At 60.6% G+C, this 19,916-nt stretch carries 19 protein-coding genes and 1 tRNA gene; 10 read left to right on the top strand and 10 right to left on the bottom strand.

Going from position 1 to position 19,916, the window contains the following annotated elements; genetic code table 11:
* Positions 1-34 precede the first annotated feature (34 nt).
* Complete coding sequence (gene trxA / locus ACO079_RS10330; RefSeq protein ID WP_421789772.1) at positions 35-973, bottom strand: thioredoxin; 939 nt, start codon at positions 971-973, stop codon at positions 35-37.
* Between the two features lie 67 nt (positions 974-1,040).
* On the bottom strand, positions 1,041-1,550 hold the full coding sequence (locus tag ACO079_RS10325) for a prolyl-tRNA synthetase associated domain-containing protein (RefSeq protein WP_421789770.1): 510 nt from the start codon (positions 1,548-1,550) through the stop codon (positions 1,041-1,043).
* 79 nt (positions 1,551-1,629) lie between these two features.
* On the opposite strand from ACO079_RS10325, the gene ACO079_RS10320 reads away from it, so the two are divergent.
* Both ACO079_RS10320 and ACO079_RS10315 read left to right on the top strand, forming a co-directional pair.
* Positions 1,630-2,196, top strand: a complete 567-nt coding sequence (locus tag ACO079_RS10320; RefSeq protein WP_421789768.1) for a DsbA family protein — start codon at positions 1,630-1,632, stop codon at positions 2,194-2,196.
* A gap of 80 nt (positions 2,197-2,276) precedes the next feature.
* A tRNA-Gly gene (locus ACO079_RS10315) sits at positions 2,277-2,351 on the top strand.
* 89 nt (positions 2,352-2,440) lie between these two features.
* Here the strand turns inward: ACO079_RS10315 and ACO079_RS10310 are convergent.
* From ACO079_RS10310 to ACO079_RS10300, 3 genes are read right to left on the bottom strand one after another with little or no spacing between them, the layout of a single operon-like run.
* On the bottom strand, positions 2,441-2,959 hold the full coding sequence (locus tag ACO079_RS10310) for an RT0821/Lpp0805 family surface protein (protein WP_421789766.1): 519 nt from the start codon (positions 2,957-2,959) through the stop codon (positions 2,441-2,443).
* Between the two features lie 57 nt (positions 2,960-3,016).
* Positions 3,017-3,718, bottom strand: coding sequence for a hypothetical protein (locus ACO079_RS10305; protein ID WP_421789764.1), 702 nt, complete (start codon positions 3,716-3,718; stop codon positions 3,017-3,019).
* Positions 3,715-4,227: an RNA polymerase sigma factor gene (locus ACO079_RS10300; RefSeq protein ID WP_421789762.1), complete on the bottom strand. Its 513-nt coding sequence runs from the start codon at positions 4,225-4,227 to the stop codon at positions 3,715-3,717. The genes ACO079_RS10305 and ACO079_RS10300 overlap by 4 nt, the downstream gene beginning before the upstream one ends.
* A 91-nt stretch (positions 4,228-4,318) precedes the next feature.
* On the opposite strand from ACO079_RS10300, the gene ACO079_RS10295 reads away from it, so the two are divergent.
* From ACO079_RS10295 to ACO079_RS10275, 5 genes are all read left to right on the top strand, one after another.
* Positions 4,319-5,578 (top strand): S8 family serine peptidase, encoded by a 1,260-nt coding sequence (locus tag ACO079_RS10295; protein WP_421789760.1) that lies wholly within the window; start codon positions 4,319-4,321, stop codon positions 5,576-5,578.
* Positions 5,579-5,684: 106 nt separating this feature from the next.
* Entirely contained in the window at positions 5,685-6,599 is a 915-nt protein-coding gene (locus tag ACO079_RS10290; RefSeq protein ID WP_421789758.1) for a hypothetical protein, read from the top strand.
* Between the two features lie 168 nt (positions 6,600-6,767).
* Positions 6,768-7,613 carry a sulfotransferase gene (locus ACO079_RS10285; RefSeq protein ID WP_421789757.1) on the top strand — a complete coding sequence of 282 codons (846 nt, stop codon included), beginning with the start codon at positions 6,768-6,770 and terminating at the stop codon, positions 7,611-7,613.
* Between the two features lie 4 nt (positions 7,614-7,617).
* Positions 7,618-9,045, top strand: coding sequence for a sulfotransferase family protein (locus ACO079_RS10280; RefSeq protein WP_421789755.1), 1,428 nt, complete (start codon positions 7,618-7,620; stop codon positions 9,043-9,045).
* A 12-nt stretch (positions 9,046-9,057) separates the two neighbouring features.
* A complete protein-coding gene (locus ACO079_RS10275) occupies positions 9,058-10,890 on the top strand; it encodes an ABC transporter ATP-binding protein (protein WP_421789753.1) in 1,833 nt (610 codons plus the stop codon).
* Here the strand turns inward: ACO079_RS10275 and ACO079_RS10270 are convergent.
* The 3 genes from ACO079_RS10270 to ACO079_RS10260 form a co-directional block, all read right to left on the bottom strand.
* Positions 10,887-11,549 carry a peroxiredoxin gene (locus tag ACO079_RS10270; protein ID WP_421789752.1) on the bottom strand — a complete coding sequence of 221 codons (663 nt, stop codon included), beginning with the start codon at positions 11,547-11,549 and terminating at the stop codon, positions 10,887-10,889. The two genes, ACO079_RS10275 and ACO079_RS10270, sit on opposite strands and share 4 nt — an antisense overlap.
* A gap of 103 nt (positions 11,550-11,652) precedes the next feature.
* Positions 11,653-13,716: a M13 family metallopeptidase gene (locus ACO079_RS10265; RefSeq protein WP_421789750.1), complete on the bottom strand. Its 2,064-nt coding sequence runs from the start codon at positions 13,714-13,716 to the stop codon at positions 11,653-11,655.
* A 117-nt stretch (positions 13,717-13,833) separates the two neighbouring features.
* Positions 13,834-15,831, bottom strand: coding sequence for a TonB-dependent receptor (locus ACO079_RS10260; RefSeq protein WP_421789749.1), 1,998 nt, complete (start codon positions 15,829-15,831; stop codon positions 13,834-13,836).
* A 125-nt stretch (positions 15,832-15,956) separates the two neighbouring features.
* Here ACO079_RS10260 and ACO079_RS10255 point away from each other — a divergent pair, with 125 nt between their 5' ends.
* From ACO079_RS10255 to ACO079_RS10245, 3 genes are read left to right on the top strand one after another with little or no spacing between them, the layout of a single operon-like run.
* A complete protein-coding gene (locus ACO079_RS10255; RefSeq protein ID WP_421789747.1) occupies positions 15,957-16,757 on the top strand; it encodes a DUF3108 domain-containing protein in 801 nt (266 codons plus the stop codon).
* Positions 16,758-16,813: 56 nt separating this feature from the next.
* On the top strand, positions 16,814-18,037 hold the full coding sequence (locus ACO079_RS10250) for a saccharopine dehydrogenase family protein (protein ID WP_421789745.1): 1,224 nt from the start codon (positions 16,814-16,816) through the stop codon (positions 18,035-18,037).
* Between the two features lie 4 nt (positions 18,038-18,041).
* Complete coding sequence (locus ACO079_RS10245; RefSeq protein WP_421789743.1) at positions 18,042-18,407, top strand: nuclear transport factor 2 family protein; 366 nt, start codon at positions 18,042-18,044, stop codon at positions 18,405-18,407.
* Here the strand turns inward: ACO079_RS10245 and ACO079_RS10240 are convergent.
* Positions 18,404-19,462 (bottom strand): helix-turn-helix domain-containing protein, encoded by a 1,059-nt coding sequence (locus ACO079_RS10240; protein WP_421789742.1) that lies wholly within the window; start codon positions 19,460-19,462, stop codon positions 18,404-18,406. The two genes, ACO079_RS10245 and ACO079_RS10240, sit on opposite strands and share 4 nt — an antisense overlap.
* Positions 19,463-19,555: 93 nt before the next feature.
* A complete protein-coding gene (locus tag ACO079_RS10235; RefSeq protein WP_421789740.1) occupies positions 19,556-19,891 on the bottom strand; it encodes a UrcA family protein in 336 nt (111 codons plus the stop codon).
* Between the last annotated feature and the right edge of the window lie 25 nt (positions 19,892-19,916).

Below are 19,916 nucleotides of genomic sequence, written 5' to 3'. Positions count from 1 at the left end.
TAGGGCTGCAGACCCGCCAATCCAAGGGTGGCGCTTACGCAAACAGCATGGCCGAGAGGCGGCGGCGGCCGGACTTGGCAACGTCGGAGGCAAAGCCGGCCGCTTCGAAAATCTCCAGCAGCCGGGCTTTTGCCTTGCCTTCTTCCCAGTCCTGATCGGCTTGGAGGATGGCAAAAAGCTGATCACTCGCGCCTTGCAGATCGCCTGAGCCTGCCAACGCATTGGCCAGCTCGAAACGGGCGTCGAAATCGTCCGGATTTTCTGCCACGCGCTGTTCCAGCTCGGAGGCTTCACCGGCATCGCCGGCTTCGTCTTTAAGCTTGAGCGCCGTTAAAACCGCCTGGACAGACGGATCCGACATCTTGTCTTCTGGCACGTGCTGTAACACTTCACGCGCCTTGTCGTCCTCGCCACCGGCCAGGAAAACACGCGCCATGCCCGCAATCGGCGCCGGATTTTCAGGGTCCGACTGTGCGGCCAGTGAGAAATCCTGCGCTGCACCGCCCAGATCGCCATTGTTCAGGCTTTCTTCAGCGCGCGCGAGGATCGCCGCGATCTCTTCTGGATCGGGGCCATCGCCGGAAATCCGCTTGATGAAATCCTTGATCTGGCTTTCCGGCAGGGCTCCCATGAAACCGTCAACCGGCTGGCCATCCTTGAACGCAAACACGGCCGGGATGGACTGCACCCGCAGCTGACCGGCAATGCCGGGGTTTTCGTCGATATTGATCTTGACCAGGCGCACCTTCCCGCCTGCGCTGCGCACCGCGTTTTCAATCGCCGGGCCGAGCTGGCGGCAGGGGCCACACCAGGGTGCCCAGAAATCGACGATCACCGGAACCTGTTTCGACGGTTCGATCACATCGGCCATGAAGCCCTGATCGGTGCCGTCCTTGACCAGTCCGGCCTCGGGCTGAGGCTCGCTGGCCGGGGCGGGGCCGGTGTTCAGGGTGATGTTGTATTGATCGCTCATGGCGGCGTCTTTCCTGCAGATTTCGTATTGGCGCTTTACTTGGCGCGGCGGGCCCGCCTTTACAAGCCTATGGGTCTTTAGCGAGCGCCGAAAAATCCACAATCAACGGATCATGGCCGGTCGCCTTGGCGAATTTTAACAGATTGTCGCGCGAAATGGCTGTCGTGGCATCATTGATCAAGGGATGAAAATTGACCGGATTGGTCGCCAACAGGGCCGCATCCAGCACAAAAGTCACATCCCCGGCTTTGTCATTGATCAGCGCAAACGCCGTCACCGAGCCGGGCCGGACCCCCAGCGCGTCATACAAAATCTCTTCCTTGGCGAATGAGAGGCGCTGGCAGCCGATCAAATTGTGCAGGCGATTAACCCGCACCGCCGTCTCACCCAGTGCAGAGACCAGGACCAGCCGCCCTTTCTTGTCCTTTAAGAACAGGTTCTTGGTATGCCCGCCGGGCAGGTTGGCCTTGATGTCCTGACCTTCTTCCACCGTAAACACCGGAGCGTGATCCAGCGTGGAATGGGCAATCCCCAATTCATCGAGATAAGCGAAGAGGTCGGTTTTGGTAGCAGGCATGAGCGGCGTTATGCGCGATCAGCGCGGTGGATCAAGCGCGAAATTGCGCTAGCTTGGCGCAGATCAGTGGAGTGGTGTCATGGATCAGCCGGTTTGTTTTTTCGCCTTCCGCAGCCCGTATTCGCGGATCGGCCTTGCCAAGCTGAAGGCGGCCAGCGTTGAACCCGCCGCCATTCCCTTCACCGGACCGCCGGACGGGGTGCCGTTTTTCAACCCCACCGACTCCAAGCCGAAGCTGGACTACTATCTGGAAGACATTCCCCGCATGACCGCGCGCGCCGGTCTGGACCTGGCCTTTCCGGATCCGTTCGAGATCAAAGGCGATCTGCCGCAACGCGCTTTTCATTGGGCAGACCGGCAGGAGCAGGGCTTTGCGTTCGCGCAGGAAGCGTCTGAAGCGCGATGGGGATTGGGCAAGGATCTGGCCGATCACGGCGTTCTGGCGGAGATCGCCAACGGGTTGGATCTGGACCTGCCCGACGAAAAAGCGCTCGCTTGTGACAAAACCCTTGATGCGGAGATGCTGAAAGCCCGGGAGGCGGTCGCGGCACATGGCGTGTTCGGGGTGCCTTTCCTGATTGCGGACGGCCAGAAATACTGGGGTCAGGACCGGTTCGATCTTTATCTGGAAACCCTCTCGAGCTAGCTGAAACTCACCGCTTGCCTTCCACGCCAGTTTGCGCGATATACCCCGCCTCCCGGCGAACAGCCGGTACCCCATGTTGAGCGGGCGTAGCTCAGGGGTAGAGCGTCACCTTGCCAAGGTGAATGTCGTGAGTTCGAATCTCATCGCCCGCTCCATTCTCCTGTTTCTCCAAAAGAAAAGAGCCGGAGGCGATGCTCCGGCTCAGTTTGGTCGGGGAGAATTGGGTTAGGGGAAGGCTGCGTGCCTAGCGGCGACGCTCATACGACCCGGCAAATTCCCATTCGCCATTGGCATTGCGGCACATATCGAACGTGCCCCGGTCATAATCGCCATAGCCTGACCAGCTTTCCGATTCAAAGCTGGCGCAGGCGCGCCCGCTGCTTCGGTAGTAGTCGCGGGGATGGACCGCGCCGCGAGCCCCCGTATTGGGATTTTCCCAATAGGCCGTCTCGCGATATTCTGCGGACCAACCACTGGCATAGGCATATTGGCGATGGTCGCAGTCATTGAAGCGGCCGCCGAGTTGCACATCGACGCTGAGGATCGGGGTGGATCCAATCACTGCGCCGAGGCCGAGACCGCCCGAGCGGCGCGTTTCACAGGCCGTCCGGTGATAGCGATAGCTGTACCGGTCATAACCGCCCTCATAATAGCTGGAATGATAGCTAAAGCTGGTGGAATGGCGCGATTGCGCCTCCGCCGGAGCCATGGCCATCACGCCCAGGGGCGCAACAAGGGCGATAAGAAAACAAGGTTTCGGCATGACATCCTCCTTTGCAAATGACGTCTTGCAGGGAGGACAACGGCCGGGCCGGCGGTTTTATTCCATCCAGTCTGCAGAAAGGGCAGAAACAATATCATCCGGGGACAGGGGATCGCCCTCGATCCGCGCATCAATCGCCGCGGTCAGCTCTTCTGGCAGGGCCGATCCGGCCAGCTGAAACCCGCCCGCCGCGCTGTCGGGTGACCGGGTGAGCAACTCCACAGCCCAGCCTTCACCGGTCCGGCAGGCGAGCCCGCTTGTCCGGGTTTCGGCGCCCTGGAAGACCCGGCAATAGCGGCCCGCCTCGTCGCGGAAAGTGATCGGCAGGGTCCAATCCGCATTGCCCGTTTCGGAACTGAGCGCCCGCGCCAGCTGTGCGCCCGCGAGATTATTCTCTCCTGTGATGCCGGGCTCTGGTCCCAGGACTTGTGCACCAAAGAAAAGTCCCAGCGCGAGGCTGGCAAACGCCGAGGCCGCCGGAGCCACCAGAGGCCGGGCGAAGACGGCCTTTAGCTGCTGCGAGGCGGATTGTTTCTGCGGCGCCTCTTCGACGCCGAGCAAATCTGCAAACCGCTCGGGAACAGGCTCGTTTGCAATCGGTGCATAGCGGGCATGGATTTTCCGGGCCAGTTTATGTTGCCGGTCAATCCGGGCGGCCAGATCCGGATCGTTCGCAGCCGCCGCCTCCAGAGCCGCGATTTCATCGGCCGGCATTTCGCCATCGACATAAGCCAGAATGTCTTCATCGCTATAGGTCATGATCCAGCCTCTGATACGTCTGATAGCTGCGCTTCCAGCGCCGAACGTCCTCTCGCCAGCCGACTGGTCAAGGTTCCTATCGGTACATCCAGCACGCTGGCGGCTTCCTTGTAGGACAGGCCTTCGACCAGAACGAGCGAGACCGCGACGCGCTGCTCGTCCGGCAGGGTGGTCATCGCCTGCTCGAGGGACATGGTCCGGGTGCGTTTCTCGAATTGTGGATCTTCCGCCCCGACACCCAGGCCGGCTTCTTCCGGAGCGAAGGTGTCCCCCCGGCGATCGCGGGCCCGGACTTCATCGATCCAGACATTTTTGATGATCCGGTACATCCAGCTATCCAATCGCGTGCCCGGCTCATACTGGTCCGAGCGCTTCAGCGCGCGTTCAAGTGCGCTTTGCAAAACATCATCGCCGTCCGCAGGATGCCGGGTCAGGGAATGCGCGAACCGCCGCAATCGCGGCAGATAATGCATTAACTCGGCCCGGAAATCGGCATCTTTTCGGGACATGCGTGTGCTCTGACAACGGATGGAAGAAATGATTTCTTCCACACGTTATAAAGAAAGACCGGAAATTGACAGGATTGAGCGGAGGTGGCCGATGCGCCGGCTTGCGACATTGATCTCGATTATGATCCTCACCCTATCCTCGCCCTCGATGGCGCAGGTGGATCTGCCTGTTGATCTGCCGGATTTGCCGGACACTCCGCTCACACGCCCGGATTCGCTTCTTGAGCGGGCAGACTTGCGCGCACTCGAGGAGATTGAAAACCTGCGTCAGGAAACACTGGACGACTTGCTGCGCGCCAATCGCGACGTTCTGGAACGCGGACCGCAACGCTCTGTCGTGTTACGCGGTGAGGTCATTGCGATTGATCCGGACGAGACTGTTCTGGCTGCGATATTGGCGCGCGGCTTTACAATTATCGAGGATCGCACCGAAGGCGCGCTGGGCTTGCGCTATCTGCGCTTACGCGCGCCGGGCCGGATGAATGCGCAGCGGGCGTTGAGGATATTGCGGCAGATTGATCCGGATGGGTTTTTTGATCTCAATCATATCTACTCCCCATCTGGCCGGGCGATCACACAGGCATTTTCTCCACCTGCACAGCTAACCGGCCATGCGCCGGTCGGGATGATAGATGCCGGCGTGCCCGCGGATTCCGAAGTGTTCCTGCCGGGCCAGGTCGTGACGCGCGCGTTTCGCGGCGATGTGGTCGTGCCACATGATCATGGCCTGCAAGTCGCCGCGATCATGGTGTCCGGCAATGGCGTCATTCCCGGCAACCGGCTTTTTGCCGCCGACCTTTATGCCGGCCAGTCGACCGGCGGTGCGACCGACAGTCTGATCCGGGCCCTGGGCTGGATGGCCGAGAACGAGGTCCGGCTCGTCAATATCAGCATTGTCGGACCGGAAAACATCGCCCTGGAGGCTGCGGTGCGGCGCTTTATTGCCGGTGGCCGCTTGATTGTTGCCGCTGTCGGCAATGACGGGGCCAATGCGCGACCGCTTTTTCCGGCCGCCTATGATCCGGTCATCGCGGTGACCGGCGTGGATGGCCGCCAACGTGTTCTGCCGGAGGCCATCCAGGGCCATCATGTCGATTTTGCCGCGCGTGGCATGGATATGATCTGGCCGTCCGTGTCCGGAACAGCCCTTCCGGTGCGCGGGACCTCCTTCGCCGCACCGATTGTGACCGGTTATCTGTCGCAACTCCTGACCCAACAGCCAAACCCGGACGCCGCGTTGGATGCGTTGACCGGCCTCGCACAGGATCTCGGGCGGCGCGGAAAAGACCGAGTCTATGGTCATGGATTAATTGGAGAAAGCTGGCTGAGAACCGTGAGCGCACGGGACTAGCTGATTTTTCTCCGCGCGGAATGGAATAAACACGCACCCGCCTTCGTTGTCTGATTGAACGGCCTGTCAAAACGGCGGACCGGACAAACAGCAAAGGGAGGTTCCCATGCGTATGCTTTTTTCTTCCGCGGCCTTCGCTCTGATGGTTGCCGCAAATACATCGGCTCAGGTGGGATCGGTCACCGGTACGGTGGACGACACCACCCGCATCCAGTCTGAACGTCTAGATCTGAACAGCACGACGCAGATCGGATCAACCTTGCGCCCCGGCGCACCGGTCTCACGGATCGACCAGATGCGCGAGCGCCGCGCATTGCGTGAAGCCCGCCGCACGGCGGCTGACGCCCGCGAGATTGAATCACCGGGCCTGCCGCCGATTGAAGCGCAAGGCGCGGCCGAAGCCGCCAGTGAGGCGACTGTCCAGGCTGAACGCATCGGTGAGGCGCGCAGCGTTTCGCAAACAGCCGCCCGTGTTTCTGAAAGCCGTGTTTCTGAAGGCCGGATTTCTGGACAAGGTTCGGCAGAAGCCAGCGCAGCGGCCGCAAACCGCATCGAGCGCAATGCGTCGGCGGACATATCCGCCACCGCCGAACCCGCCGGGGCTGTGAGCCGCATTCTGACCCGTGCCGAAACGACGACGGCGCGTATCGACGCTGCGGTAGAGACGCCTGCGGCGGTGGATGTGTCTGTTCCGGCTCCGTCCGCCACGGTGGTGGCACCGTCTTCCACAGTGGTCACCGGCGGATCGTCCCGGACCGTCTATACCGGCCCGCGCGAAACCGTCATCGTCCGCGACCGGACGACCCGGTATGAGCCATCGGCGCTGACCCCTGCTGCCGATCAGCCGATGGCCTCCACAAGCCGGGCACAACCGGCTCCGAATATTGCGCCGTCGCGCATCACCTGGATCGACCGGGATCAGGTCGTGGAAAATGCCTTTCCGCTGAGCTGTGCGCTGCTGCTGATCCTGGCGTTGCTGATGGCAGCCTGGGCTCTGCAATCACGCCGCCGGGCTGCGTAGCCAAAGTCTGCCTGCGGTGTGAGAGGGGGTGGCGGCTTGCCACCCCCTTTTTCATTCGGGCCACCGCCATTGCCGCTTGCGCATGCGCGCCGGTTGCCGCCAACATGGCGGTTGCGAGGGGAGTTTTCTCTGGATCTTTGCATCCGGGGATTGGGCAGGCAGACGCGTATGACCAGGGATCAACGTCTGACAGGCGTGATGATATGTGGCGCCGGGCATTCCGGTTCGACCTTGCTCGGCATGATTATGGGCCGCACCAAGGGCGGATTTTACATGGGGGAAGGGGCCAAAGCCCGCTACCTGCATGATGATAAAAAGCCCTTGCGCAAGCGCGCCTGCAAGGTGTGCGGAGAGGCCTGCCCGATCTGGTCAACATTCAACTGGGACCCGGACGGAAAGCCGCTTTACTGGCAAGTCGCGGATCATGTCGATGCCAGCGTGATCGTCGATTCCACCAAGAATCTGGCCTGGATCAAAGCCCGTTCTGCCGAGCTGATCGAGGGCGGCGATACCGCCGTACTGATCTTCTTACAGCGCGATGGCCGGGCGGTGCTGAACTCCCGCTTCCGGAAATATCCGGAACGCGATGCAGCGGAACAGATTGACGCCTGGAAGGCGCAGATCAGGGCAAGCCGGGACGTGTTCGAGGACTTTCCCGGACCCAAGATCGCCATTCAATATGAGCAACTGGCCACAGATCCGGCGGGTGTGATTTCAGGTGTCTGCGAGGTGGCGGGCCTGCCCTACTCAGACGATATGCTGAACTTCACCGAAGACGAGGTGCATCCGCTGGGCGGCAATACCGGCACGCAATTTGTTGCTGCGCGGGATCAGATCAAAGCCAATCCGGACCCGATTTTGAAGCTGACACCGCGCACGGAAAATTATTACGCCAAGCATTCCGGCGATATCCGTCTGGATATGCGCTGGAAAACCGAAATGTCCGCGCCCAATCTGGCGCTGTTCAATGAACTGGCTGGCGAATTTAACGCCGGCATGGCCTGGGGGGATTAGGCCGATGACCAAGATTGATCTTGTTTTCCGGCAGATTGACGAGCGCACGCGCGACGTTTCTCTGGAGCTCGCCAAGCGGCATATCCGGCCCGACAATATCCACATCATTGATGATGTGCGGCCCTTTACCGAGTGCGTGAACCAGATGCTGCGCATCGAGCATGAGTGCGACTATGTGGTTTATCTGGATGCGGACTGTCTGATCCTGGAAGATATGCGCGGCTTCATCGAGCAGACCGATGCCGCCTATATCGACTCTTATGTCTCAGACCGGTTTCGGGGCCGGTTGCATTGCGGGGTGCACATCACGCGGATTGATCTGGTGCGGGCCATGGCGGCCATAGAGCCGCCACTGGATGATATGAAATATGTGCTGCGTCCGGAGTCGCGCCTGCGCAATCTGGCGATGAAGCCTTTGCGGATGAGCAAGCAATTCCGCAATTTCGACATCCTGCACGATTATTTCCAATACTACCGCCACGTCTTCATGAAGTATGCGCTGCGTGAATTGCGCAGCCGCACGCATGTTCAGCTCAAACGCCTGTCGTCCGCGATGAAGCACTGGCCGGATAGGTCAGGCCCGGTCGATGATTTCGTCATTGCCCAGCACGCGGTGCAATATGCGCGTGAGCATGTGTCCAAGGACGCCTCACCGGCTGAAACCCACGCCTTCATTGAAGCCCTGCCGGAGATCGCCGAGCGCGAGCTGGCGCGGCTGGGCGTGGACGAAAAGTCGGATTTCACAATGGCGGATCTCGACCAGTGGCTGGCCGAGAATGATCAACGCCATGTCTATGGCGCGACCCAGGACAAGCCGATGGTGTTTGGTCTGGGCCTGTCGCGCACCGGCACGCGTTCACTAACCGCTGGTTTGCAGATGCTGGGCTGGGATACTTCGCACTATCCCATCGACGAGGACACCTACACCGAGCTGGCCTATGGCCAGTATGATCTGACGCTGCTGAAATATTATGACGGGCTGACCGATATCACGACCGCGCCCTATTATCAGCAGTTCGACAAGCAATATCCGGGCTCGAAATTCATACTGACGGTGCGCGATCGGGACGGCTGGCTTCGCTCCTGTCAGAATCACTGGTTTAACCGGCCGGCCTTCAAACAGACCGATGATCCAGATGAGGAGACCCATTTGTTGATGCGGCAGCTGCTCAGATCAGCCGTCTATGGCTGTTACAATTTCCAGCCGGAGCGCTTTGTCTGGGTTTATGAAAAACACGTCGCTGAGGTGAAAGAATACTTCAAGGACCGGCCGGACGATCTGTTGATCCTGAATGTCTGTAATGGCGAAGGCTTTGAAAAGCTGGCGCCTTTCATGGGCGTGCCTGCGCCCGCCGAACCTTTCCCGCACAAGGGCAATATCATGTCCCAGCGCGTGGAAGCGGCCCGCGCCGCCAAGCAGGTAGCGGAGTAAGCGCCCAAACTCATGACCCAGGCCGACCCGTCCCTTGCGCATGTGGAAGCCCCCGGCTTTCGCGAAGCGCTGGGCTATGCCGCGCGGACATTGGCGATGGTCTGGAGAACCACGCCCGGCTTGACCGCGCTGATCGCGGCTTTGACCATAGCGCTCGCATTGGTGCCGGCGGCAGCGGCCTATATTGCTAAGCTGTTGGTCGATGCGGTGGTGTTGGCCATCGAAACGCAATCCGCCGCCGACCGTCAGCAAGCCTTGATCTGGGTGGCGGCCGAAGCCGGCGTGCTGGGCGCAGGAATGGCCATCCGTCGCGTGCTGGTTTTTCTCAAACGCATGCTGCATGCGCGGTTGGGTTTTGCCGTAACGACGCAAATTCTGGACAAGGCTGCCGGATTTGATCTGGAAACCATTGAGCGCGCGGATATCCAGCAACAGGTTCTGCTGGCGCGCCAGCATGCCAGCGCACGGCCCTATAATCTGGCCAATCGGCTGATCGAAAGCGGCCAGCATCTCGTCACCTTGCTGTCGCTCGCCGTGATCCTCTTCACCTTCTCGCCACTCGCGGTCCTGATCATTCTGGCGGGCGGTTTGCCGCTGTTCGTTGCCGAGCTGCGCTTTTCAGAATCGGCCTTCCGCTTTTACACCGGGCGCACGCCGGAAATGCGCCAGCGCAATTATTGGGAATCGTTGGTGACTGCGGAAAAACCCGCGGTAGAGCGCCTGCACGCCGATGCGGAACCGGCCATCCGCGAGCGGCATTCTGCGCTGTATGACTGGCTATTTGGCGAGGATCGTAAACTGCAAGCGCGCCAGACCGGCATTGGTGTGGCGTTGCTGGTAATTTCCTCGACCTTCTTCCTGGGCGGCAAGGCCTGGGTGGCCTGGGTGACGGTGTTGGGCACGATCACGCTGGGCCAGATGACCATGTATGCCGCGGCTCTGAAGCAGGGCCAGAACTCGGTCACCAATCTGCTCGCCACGCTCAGCGGCGGGTTCGAGGATTTGCTCTACGTCTCCAATCTCTACGCCCTGCTGGAAACCGAAGACGCTCACAGAAGGGGCATCGCCAAGGCCGGACCAGAACCGGGCAAGGGCTTCGAGCTGGAAGCCGTCACCTACACTTATCCGGGTTCAAAACGGGCGGCCTTGCAGAATGTCTCGCTGAATATTCCGGCAGGCGCGCGGCTCGGGATTGTCGGGGCGAACGGGTCCGGAAAGACGACTTTGGTGAAGCTTTTGACCGGGCTTTATGCGCCGCAGGTCGGGCGGGTGGCGCTGGACGGCCTGGACGCCTCAGAGTGGTCGCCCGAAGCTTGGCTCGCGCGAACCTCTGCCGTTTTCCAGCCCTCGCAGCGTTATAGCCTGACCGCTGGCGAAAACATCGCCATGGGCGAGGGTCTGCGCGAAACGGATCGCGCTAAATGGCTGGCGGCTGCAAGGGCTGGTCTCGCCGAGCCCGTGCTGGAGGATCTGCCCGACGGGCTGGACACCAAGCTTTCAAAGCTCTTCGTTGATGGACGCGAGCTGTCTGGCGGGCAATGGCAAAGGCTGGCTCTGGCGCGTGCCATGCTACGCACCGGGGCGGACATTCTTATCCTGGATGAACCCACTGCCGCACTCGATCCCGCTGCCGAAGCGGAATTCGTGCAATCCCTGGCCGACAAGGATGTGACGCTGATCGTGATCAGCCACCGGCTGTCCACGCTGCGCCTGTGCGATGAGATTGTGGTGCTGGAAAAAGGCGAGATCGTTCAGCAGGGCAGCCCGTCCGCGCTGGCCGGCGCGGAGGGAGTCTACCGTTCACTCTTTAAAGAACAATCCGATTTCTATCGGACGCGCGATTAGCCCTTTTTGGGTTGATCGACATAGCGCAGATAGGGTTTCACGCGGTCAAACTGACCAAACGCTGCTTGCGCATCCTCGTCGGAAACCGCCGGCACCACGATGACTTTCTCGCCCGGCGCCCATTGGGCGGGCGTGGCAACTTTGTGCTCAGCGGTCAGCTGCATGGAATCAATGACGCGGAGGATTTCATCGAAATTCCGGCCCGTCGTCATCGGATAGGTCAGTGACAGCTTGATGCGCTTGTCCGGCCCGATCACGAAGACCGAGCGTACCGTGGCATTGTCAACGGCCGTCCGGCCAGAAGCACCGCCGGAAATATCCGCTGGCAGCATGTCGTAAAGCTTGGCGACGGCCAGATCCGGATCCCCAATCAGCGGATAATCCACCGGATGGCCGGTCACATCCTGAATGTCGGACTTCCAGCGATTGTGATCCTCGACGGTATCCACCGAAATGCCGATGACCTTCGTATTGCGCTTGGCGAACTCGCTTAAGAGACCCGCGACATAGCCCAGTTCGGTGGTGCAGACCGGGGTAAAATCCTTGGGATGAGAGAACAATACCGCCCAGCCCTCTCCAATCCAGTCATGGAAAGAGATCGGGCCGTGCGTGGTTTCGGCTTGAAAATCGGGGGCAAGATCATTGATGCGCAGCGTCATGGGGGACTCCTCAGGATTTGTCTTTCCTCTCCCATATGGAGGCCAAGTGCCGATATAGAAGGTATCCGCTCTTGGAATTTTCGTGATCTCCTGGCGCGCTCGCTTACCAGAGCCGGACGCGGTCTTCCGGAGGCAGGTAAAGCGCATCGTCTTCGGTGACCTCGAAAGCCTGATACCACTCATCGAGATTCTGCATGATGCCGTTAATGCGGAAACGCGCAGGCGGGTGAGACGCGTGCAAGGCTTCGCTTCTCAACGCCTGTTCGTTGGAAATGGTTCGCGAAATCTGCGCGGCGGACAGGAAAAAGCGTTGCGCGCCGGTGAAACCATCCAGTACGGGCGGTTCGCCGCCATAATGGTCTTCGGCATATAATTCATAGGCCCGATACCCGATTGAGGCGCCAACCAGGTCGCCGACAATTTCGCCGATCATCTGGCGGGAAGCGAGGCTGGCCCCCGGCAGGACCTCGAAAGCGCCGAACTGTTCGATCAAACGGCTGGTGCGCGCCTCATAGGCTTCGCGGGACCAGTCCGACCACCAGTTGCGCAAGGCGCCATCGGAATCAAACCGCGATCCCTGATCGTCCAGCGCGTGGCCGAATTCGTGTCCAATGGTGGCTCCGATAGACCCGAAATTGACGGCTGCGTCGGCATGGGGGTCGAAGAAGGGCGGCTCCAGCCCGCCTGCCGTGATGAAAATCTTGTTGTATTGCTGGTGGTATCCCAACCCGACCCGGTGTGGCCCCATATTCCAGTCCCCATATCGGGAGATGGGCTGACCGATGCGGGCGCGTTGGGCCGCCCATTCGTATTCGGCAATGCGCCGCACATTGCCGATCAGATCGCCGGGATCCGTCTCCAGGCCGGACCAGTTGATACCGGTTTCCGGTTCGCCGACCTCGAAGATGATGGCATCCAGCTTCTCCATGGCCTCGGCCCTTGTGGCATCATCCATCCACTCGGTAGCCAGCAGCCTCTCTTGAAAGGCGAGACGGACATAGTGTTCGATTTGCTGGATCGAGGCCCGGTTTGACGGCGGAAAGTGCCGGTCCACATAAAGCGCGCCTACATCGTCATCGAGGCGGTATTGAACGAATTCAATCGCGCGCTCTTCCAGCGAGGGCCGCTCTGTCACGCCATAGAGATTGCCGCGATAAAAAGCGAATTCTGCCGCATCAAACGCCTCGGGCAGCAAGGCGGCGTGGTTGTCAATCCAGTGAAAGGCCAGCCAGGCCCGCCAGGTGTCGACGGGGAAGCGCTCAAACGCAGCTGCGGTTTCGATAATCGCGCCCACGCTGATATTCAGCGTCTCCACCCCGTCAAGGCCGCGGGCCTGCATATAGGTTTCCCAGGGAAAGCCGGGCGCATAGTCGGCGAGCGTCTCCATCGGGATCAGATTAAAGGCCGCCCCGGCATCGCGGAGCTGGGCAAAATCCCACATCAGATGGGCTAGCTCCGTCTCCATTGCCAGCACCGCATCGGCCCGGCCTTCGGCATCTGCCAGCCCGGCGCGGGTCAGCGTCGCGGCGATATAATCCCGGTAGTTCGACCGGATTTGCGGATAGCGGTCCTCATCACTTTCAAAATACACCTGACCCGGCAAACCCAGCCCGGTGACGCGGTATTGCGCCAGCGCCAGAACATATCCGCCCTGCATATCCACGGGTGGCTGGATCAGGAGATGAAAGATCGAGCTGGAGCGTGGATCGGCCATCCAGCGGGCAATGTCCTCATATGTCTCGATCGCTTCGATGTCCACCAGATCCGCCTGAATAGGTTCGAGGCCGAGGTTTTCGATGCGCTCCCGGTCGAGATAGCTGCGATAAACGTCGGAAACCCGATGGCCCGCTGCATCGTCTCCGGGATTGTCGGCAAGATCGCGGATCAGCGTGTTCACCCGATCGAGAATATCGAGCTGATTGACCCAGGGTTCGCTGAAAGATGAAAAGCCGGGCGGCAATTCGGTCGTGTTGATCCAGCCGTCATTCACATAGGCGTAGAAATCATCACCGGGATCGATGGTGTCGCTGATATGGCGGATTTCCACCCCCCAATCGCCGTGTTCCGGGCCGGCGTCCCCGGACTGTGCGGTCCAGGCTGCCGGATTCGTGACTGTCAAGAGGCCGCCCAGAATGCACAGGCGGAGTGTTGATGTTGCGGATGTCATTCCTGATCCCCGTTCCTGCCCCTTCACCGGATGCGGTCAGAGCCACAATTCCGGATCGCCCAGAGCAAGCTTTGATCAGATAACAGCGCTTTTCGACTTAAATTCTGGCAAGGTTGCCTAGCGCACCACCCGCACACCGACGCTGACCGCGCGTTCTTCACCGGGGAAGTAGCGGTCGCTGCCAAAGGCAAAATCAGCCCGTTCCGCATAGCGTTCATCGGTGACATTGCGGATCGTGCCAAAGAACTCGACCTGATGCGTGACGGCCCAGCGCGCACGCAGATTCAACAGATCATGTCCGCCATAGTTTCGCGTATTGGCAGCATTGGTGAAGTAGTCTCCGACATGCACCCATTCCAGCGCGCCCGAGAGGGTATCGGTGGCCTGCCAGCGCAGCCGCGCATTCCAGAGCCATTCCGGTGCGGTATCGATGCGGTTGCCTTCGGTGATCACCTCGCTGGCATTGCCGACATTGCGGGTGAAATCATATTCATGCTCCGCCCAGGTGCCGGTCAGCTGCACATCCAGCCGGTCGGTCAGCGGCCAGGCGAGGTCGAACTCAATCCCGTGATGCCGGGTCGCGCCATTAGTGACATTGATCCCATCCGCATCACGGAAGAAGACGTTGGTTTTGCGCATCACAAAACCGACCAGCTCGATCCGTCCGCCGCCGGCAAACTGACGCCGATAGCCCAGCTCGGCACTGTCGAGGACTTCCGGCTCGATCTCATCAATGATCTGCCCGGCCTGCAGGCGGTAAAGCTCGGCGGTTTGCGGCGCACGGCTGCCGCGGGCGAGACGGCCGAAGAGAACGGCGTTTTCATCGACCTGCCAAACCAGACCGATATGCGGCGTCAGCACGGTGAAGTCATCGCTGCGGTCGGGCAGGCGCAAAAACCGCCCCACCGTGTTGGCGGGCAGGAAATTGTCATACTCAAACCGTGTGGTTTCCAGCCGCGCCCCTGCTTGCAGCGTCAGCCGGTCTGACAGGGTCTGGCGGGTCTGGGCATAAAGCGCCGCGACCGTGGCGGTGACCTCATAATCATAGTGATCGCCCTGCACGAAGGAGAAAATGGTCGGGCGTTCCTGGGTCTCGATAAGATAGCCTTGCGTCCGCTCGATATCCGCGCCCAGCGTGATCCGGCCCGCAGCCGTTTCGCGAACCAAAGCTGATTGCACGCCAATGCTGGCATGACCGCTTTCTTCCAGCGCTTCGGACGGGACGAAATGCATCCGGAAATCCATCGCATTGGCCCGCGCATAGGGCGTCAGCGTCCAGCGCCACGGGGCGTCCAGCGCGCCTTCCAGGCGCAGAGACCCGCGCACGGCATAGGCATCGCGGAAAGCTTCCGGATCGGGATTGCTGCGGGCGACCGCCAGATCTTCGAACGCATTGGCCCCGCGAATAAAGCTGGCGGTTTCCTGATTGAGCGAGATGGCGGCCAGGGTGAATCGCCAGTCGATCTCTCCCGCACGGCCATCGGCGCGGATCAGACCTTCCAGCCGGTCCAGCCCGGCGTCAGCGCGCCAGCCGTCTTCATGCTGACCGGCGAGGCCGATCAGCGTGTCGGCCTGTTGGCCGCGAATAACGCCCATCGCGCTGCTGCGCACCCGGCCAAAGAAGCCGGCTTCCAGTTCCAGATAGTCCGGTGCACTTCCCGGATCCGGCGTGCGGAAATGGATGAGGCCATGCAGGGCGTTGGAGCCGTAAAGCGCCGGTCCCGGCCCGCGCACCACTTCCACCCCGCCTGCCAGCCCCGAAAGGGCCTCAAACAGGCCGTTGACATTGGAAAATCCGGCCGCGCGCAGGGCAATGCCATCTTCGAGATAGAGAAACGAGCCCGCGCCTGCCCCGCCCGTTAGAACCGGGGAGCGGATCGCGGTCAGATGTTCGGCGCCATTGCCGCGATGCAGAAAAGCGCCCGGCGCCTGATTGATCAGTTCAGCCGGGTGCTGGGCGCCGGTTTCCACCAGCTCGGTCGCATCGAACACGGTCACCGGTAGGGCGGTTTCGTTCAGCGTCTCTCCGCTCCGGTCGCCGGTGACGGTGATCACGTCTTCGGCGAAGGCGGGGGCGGAAAGGCAAATAAGAAGAAACAAAAGAATGGTGCGCATGAGCGCCAAGTTAGGTGCCAGCTCGCCCCAGACAATCGGCGGGCTGCTGAAACCGCCAGCGCGATGACTCGACGGACGATCAGCCGGTGATAGATTTGCACCTCGCTGATCAGGATCGAAAACTTATGTTCCGGATATTTTGGTTCGCGTTGAGTCTGATGTCAGGCAGCTTTGCGCCAGCCATAGCGCAAGATACGCGCGTGGACCCGCCGGAACGCCTCACGATAGAAGCCGATTATTCCGCCTCGGTTCTGGTCTTCCGGGTCGGCCGGGTGGCGCTGAATGCCGAGATTGGTGAGTTGGACTATCGCGCAGACGCCCATGTGAGGGCGGCCGGGCTGGCGGCGCTCTTTACAGATTTCACCATTGAGTCTGAAGTTGCCGGCCGGTTCACCGAGACAGGTCCCGCGCCGGCCACTTACGGCCATGTCGAGCGCACGGGAGACAAAACGCGGATCATTGATGTCGCATTCGAAAGCGGGATCGCGCATTCAACGGCCACGCCGGAGTTTTCCACCTGGGGTGATCCGCCGGCCAGTGAGCTTGACCGCACGGGCGTTGTCGATCCGATGACGGCAACCTTGCTGTTGTCGGAAATGATCTCGGCGACCGGGGGCGCGCCTTGTGAGGGCTCAATTCCCGTCTTTGATGGCAAGCAGCGCTATAACCTCAACCTCACCTCCCGGGGCACAGAGACGATCCGCACGCGCGGCTGGCGCGGCGACGCGCAGGTCTGTGACGCCTATTATGAACCCATCTCCGGCTATGATCCGGAAGACTGGCCGGAACCGGGCGAGACCCGTCATCCCTTGCGGATGTGGATTGCACCGATCGCCGAGGGCACGGCCTTCCTGCCTGTGCGGCTTTATACGCGTGCCGGATTTGGCGGCGTGACGGTGGAGTTAAGATCACTTTCCCTGAATTGATCGCTTGACCCTGCCGACGCCCGCGCGATCTATGAGATCAAAGCGAGGGGGTTTTCATGAGTGATCGCACCTATGACATCGTGGTTTATGGCGCGACCGGATTCACCGGTCGTCTGGTCGCGGAATATCTGAACACGACCTATGGCGTGGGCGGGGAGTTGAGCTGGGCCATGGCCGGGCGCTCGGAAAGCAAGCTGGCATCTGTGCGCGATGAAATGGGCATTCCTGCCGAGGTGCCATTTGTGGTCGCCGATGCCGGCAAGCCGGAAACGCTGAAAGCGATGGCGGAAAGCGCCAAAGTCATTCTGACCACGGTGGGGCCCTACCAGCTTTATGGCGAGCCCTTGCTGGCGGCCTGTGCCGAAGCCGGCACCGATTATGTCGATCTGTGCGGAGAGCCCGCCTGGATGGCGCAGATGATCGTCAAATATCAGGATCAGGCTGAAAAATCCGGCGCGCGCCTGGTGTTTTCCTGCGGGTTTGATTCCGTGCCCTTTGATCTGGGCGTCTGGTATTTGCAACGCGAAGCGAATGCCCGGCTGGGTCATTCCCTGCCCCGCGTACGCGGCCGGGTAAGGCGCATGAAGGGCGAATTTTCCGGCGGGACCGCTGCCAGCCTGACCGCGACATTGGAAGCGGCGGGCAAGGACAAGTCCGTTATCAAATTGCTGACCAACCCGTTCTCGCTGGTGCCGGGTTCTCGGGGGCCCAAACAGCCCCATTCGGTTAAAGCTGAATATGATGAGAAGGCCCAATCCTGGACCGCGCCTTTCGTGATGGCCCCGATCAACACCAAGAACGTCCACCGCACCAATGCGCTGGCTGGCCATCCTTATGGCGAAGCCTTCCTTTATGATGAGCGCATGATGACAGGCGATGGCCCCAAGGGTGAAAAGCGCGCCAAGTCGGCGGCCAGCCGCGAGAAGATGCAGAATGTAATGCTGGCCATCGCGCCAACGCGCTGGCTTTTAAAGCAATTTGTCCTGCCCAAGCCCGGCGAAGGCCCGGACAAGGAAGCGCGCGAGACCGGCTTCTATGATGTACTTTTTATCGGTTCGGATGATGCCGGTAATGAGATGCGCGCCTCTGTGCAGGGCGACAAAGACCCCGGCTATGGCTCAACCTCGAAACTGATTTCAGAATGCGCCGCAGCTTTGGTTCAGGATATCGACCGCCAAACCACCGGCGGCGGCGTGTGGACGCCAGGGGCCGCGATGGGCGACCGGTTGATCGAGCGCCTGCAAGCAAAAGCCGGGCTGACGTTTAAAATAGAAGAGTGATCGCATGACCGATATCCCTGCAGCGCTTGATCACATGATGGCCGCCTGGAATGAAACGGATCCAGACAAGGTGCGTGGTCATCTGGACAAGGCGCTGGCACCCGAAGTCGTGTTTGCGGATCCAGATAATTACATCGTCGGGATCGATGAGTTCGAGGCGATGGTTCATGCCTTCCGCAAGCGGATTCCCGATGCCAGAGCGAAACGTACCACCGGGTTCAATGAGCAGAATCGCCGCTACCGCTATGAATGGCTGGTGTCCTCGGGCGACACGCCCTTAATGCCCGGCATGGATGTGACGGAATTGAATGCGGACGGAAAAGTCGTGCGGGTCGACGGATTTTTTGGTCCGATCCCGGCTCTGGATTAATCCGCCATCAGCGCCTTGCGGCGGAAGCTGGTCGGAGCCTCGCCCGTGGCCTCGCGGAAGGCACGGTTGAAGCTGGCAATCGAGCCATAGCCGAGATCAAGCGCGACCTGCAGGATCTGCAAGCGCGCCTGTTCCGGGTCGGCGAGGATTTCCTTGGCGTCCTCGACCCGGTGTGCATTGATATAGCTCGAGAAATTCCGATAGCCGAGACCCTGATTGATCAACTTGCGCAAGCGGTGTTCCGGCGCGCCCAACTGATCGGCCAGCTTGCCGACCGTCAGACCCGTTTCGCGATAGAGGCCCTCCTCCATCGCCGTGTTCAAACGCGCCAAGAGCGGCTTGTCTGCCGGTTCGATGCGCTGTTCTGTGGCAACCGGGTCGTGGCGATATTCCCGCGCCGGCCGCTCGATGAACATGTTTGGGCTGGCGCGAAGCGCCCACATGGCAAAGGCAAAAGACAGAACCAGCAGCCAGATCGCCGAGGAGACCTGGTAGATCTCTTCGCCGCGCGGGCCGAAATCCATCATGTCCAACCCCATCAGGATGATCGCCGAGGCGCCCACCGAGACGGCGATACCAACCCGGAAATAGCGGCGGCTATTGACCAGATCGTCTTTCAGGCTGAGCAGGGCGAAGTAGGTGGCATGCATGAAGAGAAGGATCGAAATGAGTTGTTTGATCGCGGTTATCACATCAAGCGTCACGCCCTCTCCGACCATAAAGCGCAATGGTGTGAGTATGATGATCGGAATCGCTGGCCAGATATGGAAAACGCGGAATTGATACCGGTCGCAGAAAAGCGCCAGGCAGAACCACCAGAAAAACACGCCGTCGAGCCAGGAAAACGGGACCAGCGGGATTTGCCAGACGCCGAACAGCTCCACCAGGGCAGGCGAGGTGCAGATCATGTAGGCAAAGGCGCCAAATCCGAACAACGCGCCCAGCCGCGCGGCCAGGGATTGCCGCGCATTCACAAGCAAGATCGTGCAGGTCAAAAGACACAGCACGGCCGCCGACATACGGGCGATAATCTCGATCAGGGCGACGTCACTCATATCATCAGTATGCCCTCAAGTTGAAAAAGCCGCCAGCCTGCGCGCGATCACGTTTGGGTGCGGACATCGCGGCAGGCCGGCTGGCAGGGGCGGCTAGCTGCCATTGGCAGCCAGCACCACGCGGGACCCGCCATCTGGGGAGATGCTCCGGGAGGCGTGGATTTCGGTGAGTTGCGGCGCGGCGATCTGCTCGACCGTGCGGGCGACCGTATCCTGAACACACAGGCGGGTGGCAGTCGCCGACATGGCGCTGTGGCGGTTTTCCGCTTCGCAGACGCGCTGGGCGGTATCGACCACGCGGTTATAGACCGATTGTGCGCCGTCCTGTGTGGTCAGTTCGGCCGGGGAGAAGGTAAGCTCTGCGCTGGCGGGAGCACCGGAAAGGGCCTGAGCGCCAAGGACAAGAGCGGGGAGAAGAGCGTTCAACATGATCAACCTCGTTAGTTTTTGGCCG

It is taken from the genome of Hyphobacterium sp., from assembly GCF_965228115.1.
Classification (GTDB): domain Bacteria; phylum Pseudomonadota; class Alphaproteobacteria; order Caulobacterales; family Maricaulaceae; genus Hyphobacterium.
Note: the sequence above shows the minus strand (reverse complement) of the source record. Positions and strands in the feature narration are given on the sequence as shown.

Bases quoted from the DNA above. Each gene is read 5' to 3' on its own strand.
- trxA (WP_421789772.1), bottom strand. From the start codon at position 973: ATGAGCGATCAATACAACATCACCCTGAACACCGGCCCCGCCCCGGCC.
- ACO079_RS10325 (WP_421789770.1), bottom strand. From the start codon at position 1,550: ATGCCTGCTACCAAAACCGACCTCTTCGCTTATCTCGATGAATTGGGG.
- ACO079_RS10320 (WP_421789768.1), top strand. From the start codon at position 1,630: ATGGATCAGCCGGTTTGTTTTTTCGCCTTCCGCAGCCCGTATTCGCGG.
- ACO079_RS10310 (WP_421789766.1), bottom strand. From the start codon at position 2,959: ATGCCGAAACCTTGTTTTCTTATCGCCCTTGTTGCGCCCCTGGGCGTG.
- ACO079_RS10305 (WP_421789764.1), bottom strand. From the start codon at position 3,718: ATGACCTATAGCGATGAAGACATTCTGGCTTATGTCGATGGCGAAATG.
- ACO079_RS10300 (WP_421789762.1), bottom strand. From the start codon at position 4,227: ATGTCCCGAAAAGATGCCGATTTCCGGGCCGAGTTAATGCATTATCTG.
- ACO079_RS10295 (WP_421789760.1), top strand. From the start codon at position 4,319: ATGCGCCGGCTTGCGACATTGATCTCGATTATGATCCTCACCCTATCC.
- ACO079_RS10290 (WP_421789758.1), top strand. From the start codon at position 5,685: ATGCGTATGCTTTTTTCTTCCGCGGCCTTCGCTCTGATGGTTGCCGCA.
- ACO079_RS10285 (WP_421789757.1), top strand. From the start codon at position 6,768: ATGACCAGGGATCAACGTCTGACAGGCGTGATGATATGTGGCGCCGGG.
- ACO079_RS10280 (WP_421789755.1), top strand. From the start codon at position 7,618: ATGACCAAGATTGATCTTGTTTTCCGGCAGATTGACGAGCGCACGCGC.
- ACO079_RS10275 (WP_421789753.1), top strand. From the start codon at position 9,058: ATGACCCAGGCCGACCCGTCCCTTGCGCATGTGGAAGCCCCCGGCTTT.
- ACO079_RS10270 (WP_421789752.1), bottom strand. From the start codon at position 11,549: ATGACGCTGCGCATCAATGATCTTGCCCCCGATTTTCAAGCCGAAACC.
- ACO079_RS10265 (WP_421789750.1), bottom strand. From the start codon at position 13,716: ATGACATCCGCAACATCAACACTCCGCCTGTGCATTCTGGGCGGCCTC.
- ACO079_RS10260 (WP_421789749.1), bottom strand. From the start codon at position 15,831: ATGCGCACCATTCTTTTGTTTCTTCTTATTTGCCTTTCCGCCCCCGCC.
- ACO079_RS10255 (WP_421789747.1), top strand. From the start codon at position 15,957: ATGTTCCGGATATTTTGGTTCGCGTTGAGTCTGATGTCAGGCAGCTTT.
- ACO079_RS10250 (WP_421789745.1), top strand. From the start codon at position 16,814: ATGAGTGATCGCACCTATGACATCGTGGTTTATGGCGCGACCGGATTC.
- ACO079_RS10245 (WP_421789743.1), top strand. From the start codon at position 18,042: ATGACCGATATCCCTGCAGCGCTTGATCACATGATGGCCGCCTGGAAT.
- ACO079_RS10240 (WP_421789742.1), bottom strand. From the start codon at position 19,462: ATGAGTGACGTCGCCCTGATCGAGATTATCGCCCGTATGTCGGCGGCC.
- ACO079_RS10235 (WP_421789740.1), bottom strand. From the start codon at position 19,891: ATGTTGAACGCTCTTCTCCCCGCTCTTGTCCTTGGCGCTCAGGCCCTT.